Annotated in this window: 7 protein-coding genes and 1 pseudogene; 5 read left to right on the top strand and 3 right to left on the bottom strand. The window is 68.1% G+C overall.

Annotation, left to right across the window (positions count from 1 at the left end; genetic code table 11):
* Nucleotides 1-38: 38 nt before the first annotated feature.
* Nucleotides 39-650 carry a hypothetical protein gene (locus tag SGLAU_RS32865; RefSeq protein ID WP_052413700.1) on the top strand — a complete coding sequence of 204 codons (612 nt, stop codon included), beginning with the start codon at nt 39-41 and terminating at the stop codon, nt 648-650.
* Nucleotides 651-669: 19 nt separating this feature from the next.
* Here the strand turns inward: SGLAU_RS32865 and SGLAU_RS10330 are convergent, their stop codons facing one another.
* The 3 genes from SGLAU_RS10330 to SGLAU_RS10320 form a co-directional block, all read right to left on the bottom strand.
* The gene (locus tag SGLAU_RS10330; RefSeq protein WP_159072772.1) at nt 670-3,873 is read right to left on the bottom strand and encodes a DEAD/DEAH box helicase; all 3,204 of its coding nucleotides are present in this window, start codon (nt 3,871-3,873) and stop codon (nt 670-672) included.
* Nucleotides 3,866-4,684 (bottom strand): hypothetical protein, encoded by an 819-nt coding sequence (locus tag SGLAU_RS10325; protein WP_052413698.1) that lies wholly within the window; start codon nt 4,682-4,684, stop codon nt 3,866-3,868. Before SGLAU_RS10325 ends, SGLAU_RS10330 begins: the two co-directional genes overlap by 8 nt.
* 178 nt (nt 4,685-4,862) lie before the next feature.
* Nucleotides 4,863-5,288, bottom strand: coding sequence for an ATP-binding protein (locus SGLAU_RS10320; protein WP_043500404.1), 426 nt, complete (start codon nt 5,286-5,288; stop codon nt 4,863-4,865).
* Between the two features lie 92 nt (nt 5,289-5,380).
* Between SGLAU_RS10320 and SGLAU_RS10315 the strand changes: the two are divergent.
* From SGLAU_RS10315 to pglX, 4 genes and pseudogenes are all read left to right on the top strand, one after another.
* Nucleotides 5,381-6,239, top strand: a pseudogene (locus tag SGLAU_RS10315) (helix-turn-helix domain-containing protein).
* Nucleotides 6,236-6,430: a DUF397 domain-containing protein gene (locus SGLAU_RS10310; RefSeq protein ID WP_043500402.1), complete on the top strand. Its 195-nt coding sequence runs from the start codon at nt 6,236-6,238 to the stop codon at nt 6,428-6,430. Before SGLAU_RS10315 ends, SGLAU_RS10310 begins: the two are co-directional and overlap by 4 nt.
* A 79-nt stretch (nt 6,431-6,509) precedes the next feature.
* On the top strand, nt 6,510-11,219 hold the full coding sequence (gene pglW, locus SGLAU_RS10305; RefSeq protein ID WP_052413697.1) for a BREX system serine/threonine kinase PglW: 4,710 nt from the start codon (nt 6,510-6,512) through the stop codon (nt 11,217-11,219).
* Complete coding sequence (pglX, locus tag SGLAU_RS10300) at nt 11,216-14,902, top strand: BREX-2 system adenine-specific DNA-methyltransferase PglX (RefSeq protein WP_043500400.1); 3,687 nt, start codon at nt 11,216-11,218, stop codon at nt 14,900-14,902. The genes pglW and pglX overlap by 4 nt, the downstream gene beginning before the upstream one ends.
* Nucleotides 14,903-14,904 lie beyond the last annotated feature (2 nt).

Raw genomic sequence — 14,904 nt, 5'->3', positions numbered from 1 at the left:
GATCCAGGCAGGGGACGACGAAGGGCGGGGACACAAGCGTGACCGAGGCGACCAAGGCGGCCAAGGCGTACGCCACCGATCTGGACCGAGGCCTGCGGAGCGTGGAGGAAGCGGTGCGCGTCGTGCAGCGAGCACACGACGAGATCGCGCGCTGCGATCAACTGCTGTCCCGCGCTCAGGAGTCCGGCCGGAAAGCAGCCGGGGAGCTCGGCGTCCTGCTGCGTACCCGTAACCACACCGGAGTGCCGGCCATCCTCGACAGGCTCGACGCTCTCGCTGCCCAGGTGGCTCGCTCGGAGACGGATCGGGTACTGGTGCGCCGCATTCTCCACGGAGAGGCCGACGGTGTCGCCGACGCACGGCACGCTCCAGTAGTGCCTCGTCTCACCGAGCAGGACCTGCCGCGCATCCCGAGTGTGTATGACGCGGATGACACCCAGTACGAGACGCTGCAGGACGTGTGGGAAAGCGATCACGCGCTCACCGAGGAGCAGTACGGCATCACCCAGCAGCGGATCCAGACCACAGCTGACCATCTGCGGATGGTGGTGAGCAGAGCGGTGGATTCCTTCGGAACGCCGTCCGCTGCGGAAGCGCTGCTCGCCGAGGCTCGCCGGGCCTGCACCTTGTGGACGTCCTGCGTGAGATGAGCGCCGCCTCCGACTCGGTTCACTGCACGCCGTCAAGGATCCGCCAGACTGTCCGATAAGCCGGTCCCTTGGGCCCGAGGGCTGACTGCCATACGGCATCCGACAATCCCGCCAGCCGCGTTCGGGCCTCGGCGGGACCGAGCGGGCTCTGCGGGCGGCGCTGGTCCTGTCCGCCGGCGACGGTCGCGGCCATGCGGCTCGCGGCCGACCTCGGTACCCCTGCGAGCCGCATCGCGATCGCCACCTCCGAGCGCACACCGTAGAAGGCGTACGACGGAATGTTCCGCAGTTCGCGTTGTGTCTCGGCGGGCAGCGTCGCGAAGTCCTGGCCGAGTGTGAGCGACTGGAGTGCGGACAGCCCCCAGGAAACCGTGGGCGCCATGTCGCCGAACAGGCGTTGGCAGCACTTGGTGATCGCGTTGAGGCTGTTGGACTCGCCCGGCTTTCTGAAATGGTCGGCGGCCAGCTGGGGTACGGACGCTCCGTTCACCCAGTCCTGGATGACACGGGCGATGTAGTCGCCGCTGCGGCCGTCTTGCTCGTCCGCAATCTCATGGAGGCTCTCCCTCAGTTCGGGCACCTCGAGCATTACCCCGACCAACTGGGCCAGTGGCCTGCGGTCGCCGTCGAACAGCGGCGCATACCAGATCTCACGGTCGATCCGAGCGTCGCTGAGTCGCTTCAGGGTGCCCGCGACGCTCTCCCAGGAGAAGCCCGTGCTGTCGACGAGTCCCAGTGCCTTGCCGGAGAGAAGCTCGGCGTACTCCCGCACGCTGCGCACCAGCTCCGCCGCCCAGCCGCGGTTCACGCGCCGTAGATGCTGGAAGCCTAGGGTGCCACGCAGCACCTGCTCGATCTCCTCGGCGAACTCCTCGTGATCTCCGATCTGCCGGTAGGTGTGGGCCAGATACTGGACGAAGGCGGACCACTCCGGGATGGCCGCCAGCGTGTGCAGGTCGAGGTGGCCGTTCCTGGACATGGCCTGGCTCACCATGTCGATGAGTGTGGAGTTCAGCTCCGCGACCTGGCGGGCGACGAACTCCCGTAGTTTCCTAGCCCGTTCCTCGTCGGTCGCGGCCAGCGCGATCAGGCCTACCTCACCCTGCTCCACTCGGCCGGCTCGCCCCGCGAGGTTCCAGAAGTCAGAGGCCGGGATGTCGGTCGCGTACGGGAACTGGTGGGAAGCCAACACGACGTTCGCAACGGGGAAGTTGACGCCCTGGGCGATGGTCGTGGTGGACACCAGGTGAGTGAGGTCGCCCCTCTCCACCAGGTACTCCGTCAAAATGCGGATATCGTCCGGCAAGCCCCGATGATGGACTCCGACGCCCTTGGCGAGCAGTCTCACCAGCGCGAAGTCACTGCCGAACTCCTCCTCCACCACCTCTTGCACCGCACGCAGTTCGTCGCTGGGATCGGCGACTGTCTCCCGTCCCCCTGCGATGCGCTCGGCGATACCCCAGGCGTGGCCGGGCTGCTGGGCCAGGGTGATGGTCTGCCCGCGCTCTGCCAGGACGGCTGCGGTCGCCGCGGCCAGTTTCCCGGGTTGGCCCGCCTGGGACCAGGACAGGCCGAGCGGCCGGTACCCGTCCAGAGGCAGTTCGTCGGGAACACTGAGGGTCCTGCGACTGGTCACCAACGTTTCCAGCGTCACCCGGAAACCGCCGTTGCCCGCCGCACGCTCGCGGTGGGCGAGGGCCACGATGCGGTCGTTCGGCGTCCAGTCCACCGACTGCCCGACCGACTGCCGGCTGCCGCTGTCCAGCCATTCAGCGATGACGTCACCGTTGTCGATGAAGGGTGTCAGGAGCAGGAAGCCCGCGTCCTGGGCCTCCCGGTTGACGGTGGCCAGCAGCAGCTCCAGCTTGATCCCCCGCTTGTCCACCCCGAGGTGGTGCGCCTCGTCGGCCACCACCAGACACAGCGGGCGCCCGATCTTCTCCTGCCAGCCCGAGCGCAGCAGCAGATCCAGCTTCTCGGGGGTCGACACCAGCACCCGGAACCGTCCCTCGCCGCGGTCCGTGAGCATGTCCTCTTCCAGACCGTCGAACTCCAGGGCCGGGCTGACCCGCTCCACCCCGATCCCGAGCCCGGCGAAGTCGCGGCGCAGCCGTCGCGTCACCTGGTTGACGAGCGCCCGGTTCGGGGCGACGTACGCCACCCAGCCGTGCTGCTTGTCGTAGGCGTTGAGCGCCTGGAGGATCCGGAACTGGGCGATCAGGGTTTTGCCCGCGCTGGTGGGCAGACTGACCACCACACTGCGGTGCGCGGTCCGGATCAGCCCCTGCTCGGCCAGGGCCACACGCTGCGGCGGCAGCACCTCGAAGATCGGGCGCGGTCGGCCACGGTCGACGAGGGAGGCCACGAAGGCGTTCACCTCTGGGCTGACAGCACGAGCCACCGTCCACAGGCTGTTGTCGATGATCTGGTCGGCCGTCGCCGCCAGCAGCCGTACAAGCACCTCGAGATCGGGGTCGGCCGAGGCGACGGCCGCTTCCAGGGCGCGGTCGCAGTGCGCCTGCACACGCTCACGCACGTCGTAGTGACGTCCGGGGCGGCGTTCACGCAGCAGATGCCCGGTGGCAAGGTACTCGGCGAGCAGCTCCGCCGTCTTGAGCAGGTGGTAGTGGGCGGCGAGCGACCAGGCGGCGGGCCGGGCGTCGTCACCGGCCGCCGAGAGGTAGGTCTCCTCCCGACCCGCCTGCTCGGCCCGTAGCCGCGCGATGAGGTGGTCCAGCGCGTCGAGGTCGTCCCAGCCGCGCTTGCGCAGCAGCAAGAGCCACACATCGGCGGTTCCGCGCCGCACCTGAGTCTCCCAGTCGTCCTCCGCATCCGGTACGGAGGGCAGCTCGACGTCGGCCAGCAGCCGGGCCGCGAGCGGGGTCTCGTCGGCGATCCAGCCCAGGCAGACCGTACGGAGCAGTTCGAGGCGCGCGTCGGGGGAGTCGTCCTCCGGTAGCCGTGCCCGCGCCAGGGCGAACATCTGCCCGCACAGCCGCCGGGTCTCCGGTGCCTTCGGATCCTCCGCGATCGCGTCCCAGGCCAGCAGGTCCAGGGCGTCCACCGCGAAGTCGACCGCCTCCCGGCTGTCGGGCGAACCCTCGGGAACCTCTGCCTCGACCGCCCGCAGAGCGGAGCCGATGAGCACACGGTGCGCCCGCTCATTGGCCTCCCCTACAAGTTCCGGGTCGAGCGCTCCTTCCAGCCAGCCCAGATCAGCCAACGTCGAGCACCCCCACGTGCTTCGGCCACGTCTTCATGGCCACCGGGAGGTACCAGGCAGTCAGCAGGGCATGCATGGGCTCCACGACCGTCTTGGCCAGTACGGCGGCACGGTCGCTCAGGTCCTTCGGCTCCGGCACGGTGTCGCGGACCAGGCAGCCGAAGAGCTGGATGTCCGCGCCCCTGGACTTCACCCAGCGGCCGGCCGCCGTGTGGTAGGCCGCCTTGTGCTCGGCGGTGAGACAGCGGGACCGCAGCCATTTCATCAGGGTGAGGTGGTCGTCCTTCCCGGCCAGCCGCTTGAGCTGCTCGATCATGCCGTCCGAGCCCGTCATCACGCCAGGGGGGCTGGCCGCCTGCGACGACGACTTGACCTCGCCGAAGAGCAGCCGCGCCGAGCCGTCCGCCACACACAGACCGACCAGGTCCGCCCCCGGCAGGCTCGCCTTGCGCGTACGCCGGTCCCGCGCACCGTCCCACACCCACAGCGCGCCGTGCCAGTTCTCCAGCAGTACCTCGGCGAGCGCCTCGCCGACCTGCCAGGGCAGCGGCTCCGGCTCGCTCTCCAGGAGCGTGCTGATGAACTGCGTCTCCATGTCCGTCGTGGCCAGCGACCGCAGCTCGGTGACCAGATCGCGCGAGGCGTCCAGGTCACCGACCCGCTCGGCCCACGGCCCCGCAGCCAGCTCCCGCATCACGTCGGCCGTCAGCTCGACACCGCTCCACGACACGGCCCCGTCCGTCCCGCCGTACACCTCGATCCCCTGCGAGATGCGCGGCGCCACGCCGCCGACGGCGCTGTCTTCCCCCACCCGTACGTCCTTCCCCCACACGGCACCCCCGTGCCGTCCCCGTGCCACCGCCCGGCCGGGGCGAGTGGTACATCCGACCACTGCTGAGACCGACGGTGTGATCAGAATTCTCTCCACCTCCCCGCCGTGTTGTCCACGCCTTGTGTCCGCCTGTGGACGGACTGTCTCGCATCCGGCGTCACAGGAGTGGGAGGCATGCCCAGACGGTCTTGCCGGAGGGCGGCCGGGGCTTGGTGCCCCAGCGGACGGCGAGCGCGTCGACGAGGAACAGGCCGCGGCCGGATTCGGCGAAGGGGTCGGGCGTGGTGCCGGTATGAGCCAGGGGCGCCTGGTCGCCTCTGGGGTCGGCCACCTCGACACGGAGGGTGTCCGGGGTTTCGACGGTAAGCGCGAGGCGGAAGCACCGGCCTCTCATCCGTCCGTGTGTCACCGCGTTCGCGGCCAACTCGGCGACCACGAGGGCGGCGGACTCGCTGAGCGGGCAGGTGGGCGGCCAGCCCCACGCGCTGAGCTGTTGCACGGCCAGCAGGCGGGCAAGACGGGCGCCGCGGGGTGTGGCGCTGAGGAGCTGGGCGAACTGGCGGGTGGAGATTTGTGACTTCATGTCACAGAGCGTGGTCGGGCCGCTCTACTCTGACCAGGGATGCCCTCGGTACGGAGGGTGCGTGTACCGGTACGGACGGTGTCTCGTACGGGATGTCGGCCGTGACTCGAAACGGGGGTGGCGGAGTGTCGGAGGCGGCGGAGACGTACGACGAGGGTGACCAGAGCAGCGACCTGAACCGGGCTCTTGGCAAACAGGTCAAGGTGCTGCGGGAGCGGGCCGGGCTTACTCAGCGAGCGTTGGGGGACCGGCTCGGGTATAGCGAGGACCTCATCTCCTCGCTGGAGAGGGGGAGGCGGACGCCGCAGGCGGAGTTCCTGGTGGCGGCGGATGAGCTGTTGGACGCCGGTGGGGTGTTGAAAGCCGCGATCGAATATGTGGAGAAGGCCAAGGCGAAGGCGAGGGTTCGGCATCCGGCTTGGTTCAGGGATTACGCGCGGTTGGAGCGGGAGGCGGTTGAGATCAACGACTACAGCTGCCATGACATCCCTGGGCTGTTTCAGACCGAGCGGCGGATCCGGGCTCTGTATGAGATGCGGAGAACACCGGGTGACTTCTCGATTGGCGCGGCAGGAGATCGTGAGGCGTTGGCCTCCGCCTATGGTGACGGCCGTCATTGAGGAGGTCGTGTTGCGGCGACCCATCGGCGGATCGGAGATCCACAGGGAGCAGTTGGAGCAACTGATCAGGCTTGCGCAGCTGCGCAGCGTGGAGCTTCAGGTGATGCCGACGGACCGCAGCGAGCACGCGGGAATGGGCGGCCCGTTCATCCTGCTCACCCCGAGGGGGAAGGCCCAGGTCGGATACACGGAGGTACAGAACGGTAGCCGACTGGTCACGGATCCGGAGGAGGTACGTATCCTGGCCGCACGGTACGGAAGCATCAGGGCGCAGGCGCTCACCATGCGGGAGTCCCTGGACCTGATCAAGAACATGTTGGGGGAACTGTGAGCACCGCGGAGCCCGCGCAGCTCGCCTGGTTCAAGAGCGGCTACAGCGGCAACGAGGGAGGTGCGTGCCTGGAGGTCGCCACCATGCCCGGCGTCATCCACATCCGCGACTCCAAGACCCCCGCCCGCGCCCACCTCTCCTTCCCTGCCGTGGAGTGGGCCGCGTTCGTGCGCTACGCGACCCGGTCCTGATCCCGTACCCCGGGATACGATGTCCCGTGGTCACCAGCGTGATCGCGGTGTAACGGGGTGGCGAAGTTAGCGAGGAGCGATGGAAAAGGACCGGTGGACGACTGTCACCGAGTCTGAGTTCGGGCACGAGAAGCGGGGCCTGGAGTCGATCCGTAAGCAACTTCCCGGCAACGAGCCATGGCGGGCTTGGGCGAACTTCACATTCACTGCTAATTCGGGCCATCCGCGCGAATGTGACTTGCTGATCGTCGCCCCCGGCGGGGTGTGGTTGGTCGAGCTGAAGGACTGGGTCGGACACCTCGCCGCGCCGTACGGCACCTGGGTGCAGACCAAGGGCAACGGCGAAGAAGTCGATCACGGCAATCCGCTGCACCTGTTGAACAAGAAGGCCAAGGAGCTCGCGACCCTCCTGAACCGGGCGGGCGGTCCCAAGGCCCAGAAGGTGTGGGTCCAAGAAGCCGTCTGTATCACCAACCCCAAGCTCCGCGTGGAGCTGCCGCAGAACGAGCGGCAGCACGTGTTCACGATCGCCGAGCTGATCAAGGAGCTGCGCCGGCCGCCGCGCGACGAGCGGTTCCGGTACACCGAGGGCCGCTCCCTGGACATCGCCAAGCGGCTCAAGAAGGCGGGCATCCGGGCCAGCGAGGCCGAGCGGTGGGTCGGCTCCTACCGCCTTGACAACGAGATTGCCTCCGGTCCCACCTGGGTGGACTACGTCGGCCACCACAAGGACCTGTACGAGACCGTCCGCGTCCGCGTCTACCTGCGGGAGCGGGGTGCGAGCGCGGAGGCGCGCGAGTCCGTGGAGCGGGCGTCGCGCCGGGAAGCGGCCGTGCTCAGCCGCTTCAAGCACCGGGGCGCGGCGCAGTACAAGACTTTCGAGCCGTCGGCCCATCCGGCCGGACCGGCTCTGCTCTTCGACTACGACATGCGCGCAATGCGGCTGGACGAGTACGTCCGCCGCTACGGCGACAAGCTCGACATCCAGGCCCGTCTACGGCTGCTGCGGCAGCTCGCCGAGACGATCCGCTCGGCCCACTCCGGCCTGCTCCACCACCGTGCCCTGGCCGCCCGCTCGGTCGACGTCATACCGGGCCCGCGCAAGCTGGGCGAGGAGGAAGCGTGGCTGCGCCCCCGCCTGGAGATCGCCGACTGGCAGGTGGCCAGCGCCCGCAGTCTCGGTTCGAGCAGCGGGGCGCGCGCCGCCGCTGCTCTCGCCCCGACCGCGCTGTCCGCCACGCATGTGGCCGAGGGCGCGGAGCCGTACCTGGCACCGGAGCTGACCGCCCCGCGACCTGACCCGGTGCTGCTGGACGTGTACGGCCTGGGGACGCTCGCCTACCTGCTGGTCACCGGCCGCCCCCCGGCATCCACCCAGGCAGAGGTCCTGACGATGCTCCGCGAGAGCGACGGCCTGACGCCTTCCGCCGTCGTGGACGGTATGACGGACGACGTCGACCTGCTCGTCCAGGCGGCTACCGCCTACCGCCCCGAGCAGCGCATGTCGTCCGTCGACGAGTTCCTGGAACTCCTCGCCGACGCCGAGGATTCGGTGGGCGTACGACGCGCTCAGTCCGCCGAGCCCGCGACTCCCGCCGAACCGGCGGACGCGCCTAGCGCGCAGCCCGAGCCCGACGCACTGGAGGCCCAGCCCGGCGATGTGCTGGGCGGCGGTCGCTGGCAGGTCCGCCGACGCTTGGGGACCGGCTCCACTTCACGCGCGTTCCTCGTACGGGATCTCCGGTCGGAGGAGTTCCGCACCCGGCCGCTCGCCGTTCTGAAGGTGGCGGTCTCGGACCGCAGCGTCACCGTCCTGGAGGGCGAGGCGCAGGTGATGCGCCGGCTGCGCGCGGACTCGCGGGTGATCAACCTCGTGGTGCCCGAGCCGCTGCGGCTTGGCGAGCGGACCGCACTCGCCGTCGAGTACGTCGGCGACGAGAAGGCGGAGCTCGCCGACGGTGAGGGCTCGAACGGCAAGATCCGCGCCCGTGAGGAGACCCTCGCCCGCTGGCTGCGCGAGTACGGCGCCATGGGCATGGAGACCCTGGAGAAGTACGGCGACCAGCTCTTCGGCGCCGTCGACTTCCTCCAGGGCGAGGGCGTGTGGCACCGCGACATCAAGCCGGACAACATCGCCATCCGCAAGCGACCCAACGGCACGCGCGAGCTGGTTCTGATCGACTTCTCCCTCGCCTCCTACCCGGCGAGCGAGACGGCGGTCGGCACCCAGGGGTACATGGACCCCTTCATCGGCGGCACGGTGAACAGGCGGGCGGTCTATGACGACCAGGCCGAGCGGTACGCCCTCGCGGTCACCCTCCACCAGATGGCCTCCGGCGAGCTGCCGCGCTGGGGCGACGGCTCGGTCACACCCGAGATGACCGATCCGAAGGAGATGCCGTACCCGGAGATCCAGCAGGACGCCTTCGAGGATCCGGTCCGCGAGGGCCTGCTGGGATTCTTCCGCCGCGCCCTGCACCGCGACGCCGGCAAGCGGTTCGCGACGCTCAAGGACATGCAGGACGCGTGGAAGAAGGTCTTCCTCGACGCGTCTCAGCAGACCGTGCCCTCCTCGCACGGCAAGGGCCACGGCGCCGAGGAGGAGCTGCACTCCGACGAGGCACGCGACCAGCGCGCCGCGGCGGCTGGACTCGACACCCATCTCTCCCTGTCGGGCCTGACCGCCGCTGCCCAGTCCTTCCTGTACGGCCTGGACATCACCACGGTCGGCGAGCTGCTCGACCGAAGCGAGCGCGACCTGATCAACAAGCCGGGTCTGGGTGCCAAGACCCGCTCCGACATCCAGCGGCGCATCCGTGAATGGCGCCGCCGACTGCGCGCCGCCGAGCTCAATCCCCTCACCGGGGAGGGCCGGAAGGCCGCCAAGGCGGAACTGGACGCGGCCAAGGCCGAGTCCGGCATGGAGCGCAAGCTCAGCGACCACCTGGCCCTGGCTGCGGGTGAAGGTCCGGCGCTGCGACGCGTCTCGCTGGACGCGCTTGCGACGCGCATGGTCCCGGAACTGGTGAAGGGGCAGCGAGGCCCCGTCGGCAACAACCAGAGCCGTATCGACGTGGCCCGTGCGCTGCTGCGCCTCCCCGGCGACGACGGACGACTGCCGGCGCTGCCCGCCTGGCCCACGCAGACGGACGTGGCCAAGCTACTGGGCATGACTCAGGGAGGAGTCAACCCGCACATCAAGGGCCTGCGGGAAAAGTGGCGCGACGAGCCGGCCCTGCGGGAGCTGCGCGCCGAGGTCCTGGACATTTTGGAGCAGTCCGGACGCCTCGCCTCCGCCGCCGAGATCGCCGACGCGCTGATCCTGCGGCGCGGTACCGACCTGCCCAAGCTGTACCAGCGTCGCGCCTTGGCACTGGCCGCCGTACGCGTCGTGGTGGAGATGGAGGAGGCTGCCGCGACTCCGGCCTTCCAGCACCGCCCCAATCGGCAGGCCGTGGATGAGGCGCTGCGACCCGGGCTCTTGGCTTTGGAATGCCGGGAGGACGTCGACAGCCCTGACACGCCGTCCGCGCCGGGCCTGCTCGACTACGCGAGTCGCCTCGGCCAGCACGCCGACCGGCTCGTGCGGGCTGAGACCCTTCCGACGGCCGCGTCCGTGCTCGCCGATCTGACCCAGGTGGAGCCTCCGCAGGGTGCCCTCGACTGGGACGAGCGGCGGATCGTGGACATCGCGGCGGCTGCCTCGCAGGACGCCGCGGTGTCCTCGCGTCTGGAGCTGTACCCGCGCGGCCTTGGCATGGTGCGGGCACTACGCCTCACCCAGGCCGGCGTCGTCAAGATCATCCCCGGCCTGTCGGAGGACGAGCAACCGGGGCTGACTGTCGCCACTGTGCATGAGCGGGTGCGGTCCCGCTTCCCCGAGCTGCGGACGGGACAGGGCGAGGACGGTCATGGCTTGCCTACGGATGTTCCGCTCACGGAGGTGCTGAAGGAGGCCGGCTTCCCGCTGGTCCTGCGCACGCACAAGGACGGACGGCAGCGCTACCTGCCGGAGGGCCTGGAGAACGCCAGCCACTTCGGCACCGGGATCGACGGGTCCTCGACCGTGACCTCGTCCGCCGCCGCGTGGTCGGAGAATGCCGACCTGGCTGCGGCAGCTCGTGCAGAGGAACGTCTGCGAGCTGCGGCGAGTGGCGACGGTTACCGGGTGCTGACCGTCCGTAGTGAACTGGGCCGACGCGCGATGCGTGAGCTGGCGGATGCGCGGTTCGGTGGGGGTGTGGTGACGGTGTCGGCGACCGAGGTGTTCCTGCGGCACCTTCACGCCGAGCAGGAGGCGAAGGCGGCGGCCAACCCGAGGGGACTGCCGCGCTGGGAGACGATCCTGAAGGCGGATATGGCAGAGGCGGGTTCCACGGCGGCCGTCAACTTCACGCGTTTCGCTCGGAATGCGAGCGACCGTATGCGTGAGGAGATCAGCACGCTGCTGTGTGGCGGGGACGACTCACGTCCGTTGCTGCTGACGGACGGTGCGGTGTTCGCCCGCTACGACTACATGGGCGGCCTTGACGAACTTGCGCGTCAGGCGCGGGAGGGCGAGGCCCAGCGGCCCTTGTGGTTGTTCGTACCGCAGGCGGATCCTGGGAGGCCGCCAGTTCTGGGCCGGGCTGTCGGGGCGGATGGGGTGCGGGATGTGTACGCCACGTACCAGGAGCCGTTGGGGGAGTGGATTCCGTTGCCTGAATCGTGGGTGAAGCGGATACACCTTGCGGGTGCGCAGAGCGAGAGCGCTGAACAGACTGAGAACACCGAGGAGTACGCCCGATGATCGACCGCAAGGCCCTGCTGGACGACCTCAAGCCGCAGGTCGCTGCAGCCAAGAAGGACCTTGAGCGGCAGGTCGGCGAGGTGTCTGAGGTACGGGAACGGTACGACGCCGAGTACAAGCAGGCGCGTGAGCTGGGGCGTACGGCGGCGACGTGGAAGGCGTGGCTGGACGAGCGGCTCACGCAGGTGGCGGTCGCGTGGGTGTTGGCTACGGTGTTCGTGCGGTTCTGTGAGGACAACGGGCTGATTGCGGAGCCGTTTATCACCTCGCCGGAGATCGATCGGCGGGAGCTGGCGCAGGCTCGGTACGACGAGTACAAGTCGACGGCTCATGACCCCACTTGGCGGGGTTGGCTTGAGTTGGCGTTTGACGAAATCGGGGCGGGGCAGGCTGGGCGGCTGCTCTTCGACAAGCGGCACAACCCGTTGTATGAGGTGCCGCTTTCGCACGAGGGTGCTGGGGCGCTGGTTGCGTTCTGGGGGCGGCGGGACGAAGAGGGGAAGCTCGTCCATGACTTCACCGACCCGCTGAACGACGAGGACAGGGCGCAGGGGTGGGACACGCGCTTCCTCGGTGACCTGTATCAGGACCTGAGCGATGATGCGCGGACACGGTACGCGCTGCTGCAGACGCCGGAGTTCGTCGAGGAGTTCATCCTCGAGCGGACGATGACCCCCGCGTTGCGGGAATTTGGCTTCGAGAAGCTGAAGATGATCGACCCCACCTGTGGGTCCGGGCACTTCGTGCTGGGCGCCTTCAAGCGGCTGCTGAAGGAGTGGAGTGACAAGGCCTCGACGGCTGATGCGCACAAGCGGGTGCGGGCCGCGCTCGACTCGGTGCACGGCGTCGATATCAACCCGTTCGCGGTCGCCATCGCGCGTTTCCGGTTGCTGGTCGCTGCCATGGCTGCGGCGGACGTGCGGACGATGGAGAAGGCGGCGCTGTACGAGTGGCCAATCCATCTGGCAGTGGGTGACTCGCTCATCAAGTCCCGGCAGCTGGAGCTCACGCTGGACGGGAAGGAAGCGGAGGACCCGCTGGCCTCGTTCGCCTACCGCACGGAGGATCTGCGCGAGCATCAGGACATCCTTACGCCGGGTCGGTACCACGTCGTCGTGGGTAACCCGCCCTACATCACGGTGCAGGACAAGGGGCTCAACCAGCGGTACCGGGAGATGTACAAGGCGTGCCACAAGGAGTACGCGCTCACCGTGCCGTTCGCGCAGAGGTTCTTCGAGCTCTCGATGAGGGGTAACCCGGAGACCGGGCTGGGCTACGGAATGGTTGGGCAGATCACCTCCAACTCCTTCATCAAAAGGGAGTTCGGCGTGAAGCTGATCGAGGATTACTACGGTCAGCAGGTTGAGCTCACGGAGGTTATCGACACGTCCGGTGCCTATATTCCGGGACATGGCACGCCCACAGTGATCCTTGTTGGGCGGCGACGGGGCGGTCATCATCGAGCGTCGACCGTGCTTACGGTGCGTTCGGTGCAGGGGGAGCCAGGCGTTCCTGCTGATCCGGCGAAGGGGCACGTGTGGTCGGCGATCGTCGACCAGATCGAGACGCCGGGCAGCGTGAGCAAGTGGGTGGCCGTCGACAACCTTGATCGGAAGCGGTACTTCGCGAAGCAGCCGTGGGTGCTTGTCGATGGCGGGCAAGAATTGCTGGACTACCTCGACCAACGCAGCAATCTCAAAGTGAAGGGTTTGGCGCCGCGTCTGGGAAGCACGGGACGTACGAGCGCCGACAGCATTATGATCACGGACCGCCAGGCTTGGCTGCGTCGCGGTTGCGAAGAGGAACTTGGGCGTACGCTTGTGGTCGGTGAAGAGTTGCGCGACTGGCTCCACTCGGCAGGGGCTTACACATTCTTCCCTTATAGGGAGACCTCGGAGAAGTTCAAACTGTTGCCCCTGCCCCAAGGTGCTGGCGCATTCAGATGGATGTGGTTGGGTCGAACTGTGCTGGGTCACCGCGCCACTTTCTCTAAGCGGACCTATTTCGCTGAGGGAAGGCCTTGGTATGAGTGGCATCAGGTGACTCCAAGCCCCGGCTGCCATCAATGGTCGATCGCATTTCCGGAAGTGGCGACACACAACCACGCTGTGTTGGATCGGGACGGAAAGGTCTTCAAGCAGACCGCGCCCGTGATCAAATTGCGGGAGGATGCCTCGGAGGAGCAGCATCTGCAGCTGCTTGGAGTGCTCAACAGCTCTTTGGCCTGTCTCTGGCTCAAGATGGTTTGCCATGATAAGGGAATCCGCGGCGAAGGGGGCGGCTTTACTAGCGACGACTGGGAGCGTTTCTATGTGTTCACCAGCACAAAGCTCCAGGACTTTCCCGTGCCCAACGTTTACCCAGCGATCCTTGGTACGGCAGTCGATTCCCTCGCCCAAGAGCTGGCCGCTACCACCCCGTCGGCTGTAGCCACCGCTGGCACCCCCACCGCCCCAGCCCTCCGCGAGGCCCGCTCCCATTACAATCACCTCCGCGCCCGCATGATCGCCCTTCAGGAAGAATTGGACTGGCAGGTCTACGCCCTCTACGGCCTCCTCGATGACGACCTCCGCCCCGCCCCCCGCGACGGCGACGAGTTCGCCGACGTCCCTGAACTGGCCCTCGGCGAGCGCGCGTTCGAGATCGTGCTGGCGCGCCGGGTTATGGCCGGCGAGGCGTCCGACGAGTGGTTCCGGCGTCACGGTTCCACCCCCATCACAGAGATCCCGGACTACTGGCCCGCCCCCTACCGGGAGATCGTCCAGAAGCGCATCGACGCGATCGAGTCAAACCGCCAGATCGGCATGGTGGAGCGCCCCGAGTACAAGCGCCGCTGGGCCACCGAGGGCTGGGACGCGCTCCAGGAGAAGGCCCTGCGCTCCTGGCTGCTCGACCGCATGGAGGGCAACGCCCTCTGGTTCGACGCGGACGGCAGCCCGCAGATCCGTACCCTCAACCAACTGGTGTCCGACCTCGAACAGGATGAGGACTTCCTGGCGGTCGCTGAACTCTTCGCGCCTGATCAGGAGTTTACGAAGACCGTCGCCCACCTCCTCTCCAACCAGCATGTCCCGGCCACCGCAGCCCTCCGCTACAAGCCCTCCGGCCTCGACAAGCATGCAGAGTGGAAGCACACCTGGGAGGAACAGCGCAGGGAGGACGCCGAGCAGGACCCCATCGCTAAGAAGAAGATTCGCGACGGGATCCCGGTGCCTCGGACCTACGCCAGCGCCGACTTCCTGCGCAGCTCTTATTGGAGCCTGCGCGGCAAAATGGATGTCCCCAAGGAACGCTTCATCTCCTACGGCGCCGAAAACCTCCAAACCCCACCCCTCTACGGCTGGGCTGGCTGGGACCACCTCCAGCAGGCCGAGGCCCTCCTCGGCTACCTGAACGTCCACGGCTCCGAGTTGTCCGACGAAGAGTGGCCCCCGCTCCTCGCCGCCCTCCTCGAACTCCAGCCCTGGCTCGACCAGTGGCACAACGAGATCGACCCGACGTACGGCACCTCCCCGGCCGCCGACGTCCTGGCCGGCCGCCGTTCGCTCCAGGGCGAACGCCACCTCACCGACGAGGACCTGCAGGCCTGGCGACCGCCCGCCGCCCGCCGTGGACGCGGAGCGTCGACCAAGACGGTCAAGAAGGCCCAGAGCACCCGAAGCAAGAACACGAAGGAGTCCTGACA

The sequence above is a fragment of the Streptomyces glaucescens genome (assembly GCF_000761215.1).
Classification (GTDB): domain Bacteria; phylum Actinomycetota; class Actinomycetes; order Streptomycetales; family Streptomycetaceae; genus Streptomyces; species Streptomyces glaucescens_B.
This window is presented reverse-complemented; position numbering and strand designations above follow the sequence as displayed.

Excerpts from the sequence above, each read along its gene's own strand:
- SGLAU_RS10320 (WP_043500404.1), bottom strand. The coding sequence starts at position 5,288 with ATGAAGTCACAAATCTCCACCCGCCAGTTCGCCCAGCTCCTCAGCGCC.
- pglX (WP_043500400.1), top strand. The coding sequence starts at position 11,216 with ATGATCGACCGCAAGGCCCTGCTGGACGACCTCAAGCCGCAGGTCGCT.
- pglW (WP_052413697.1), top strand. The coding sequence starts at position 6,510 with ATGGAAAAGGACCGGTGGACGACTGTCACCGAGTCTGAGTTCGGGCAC.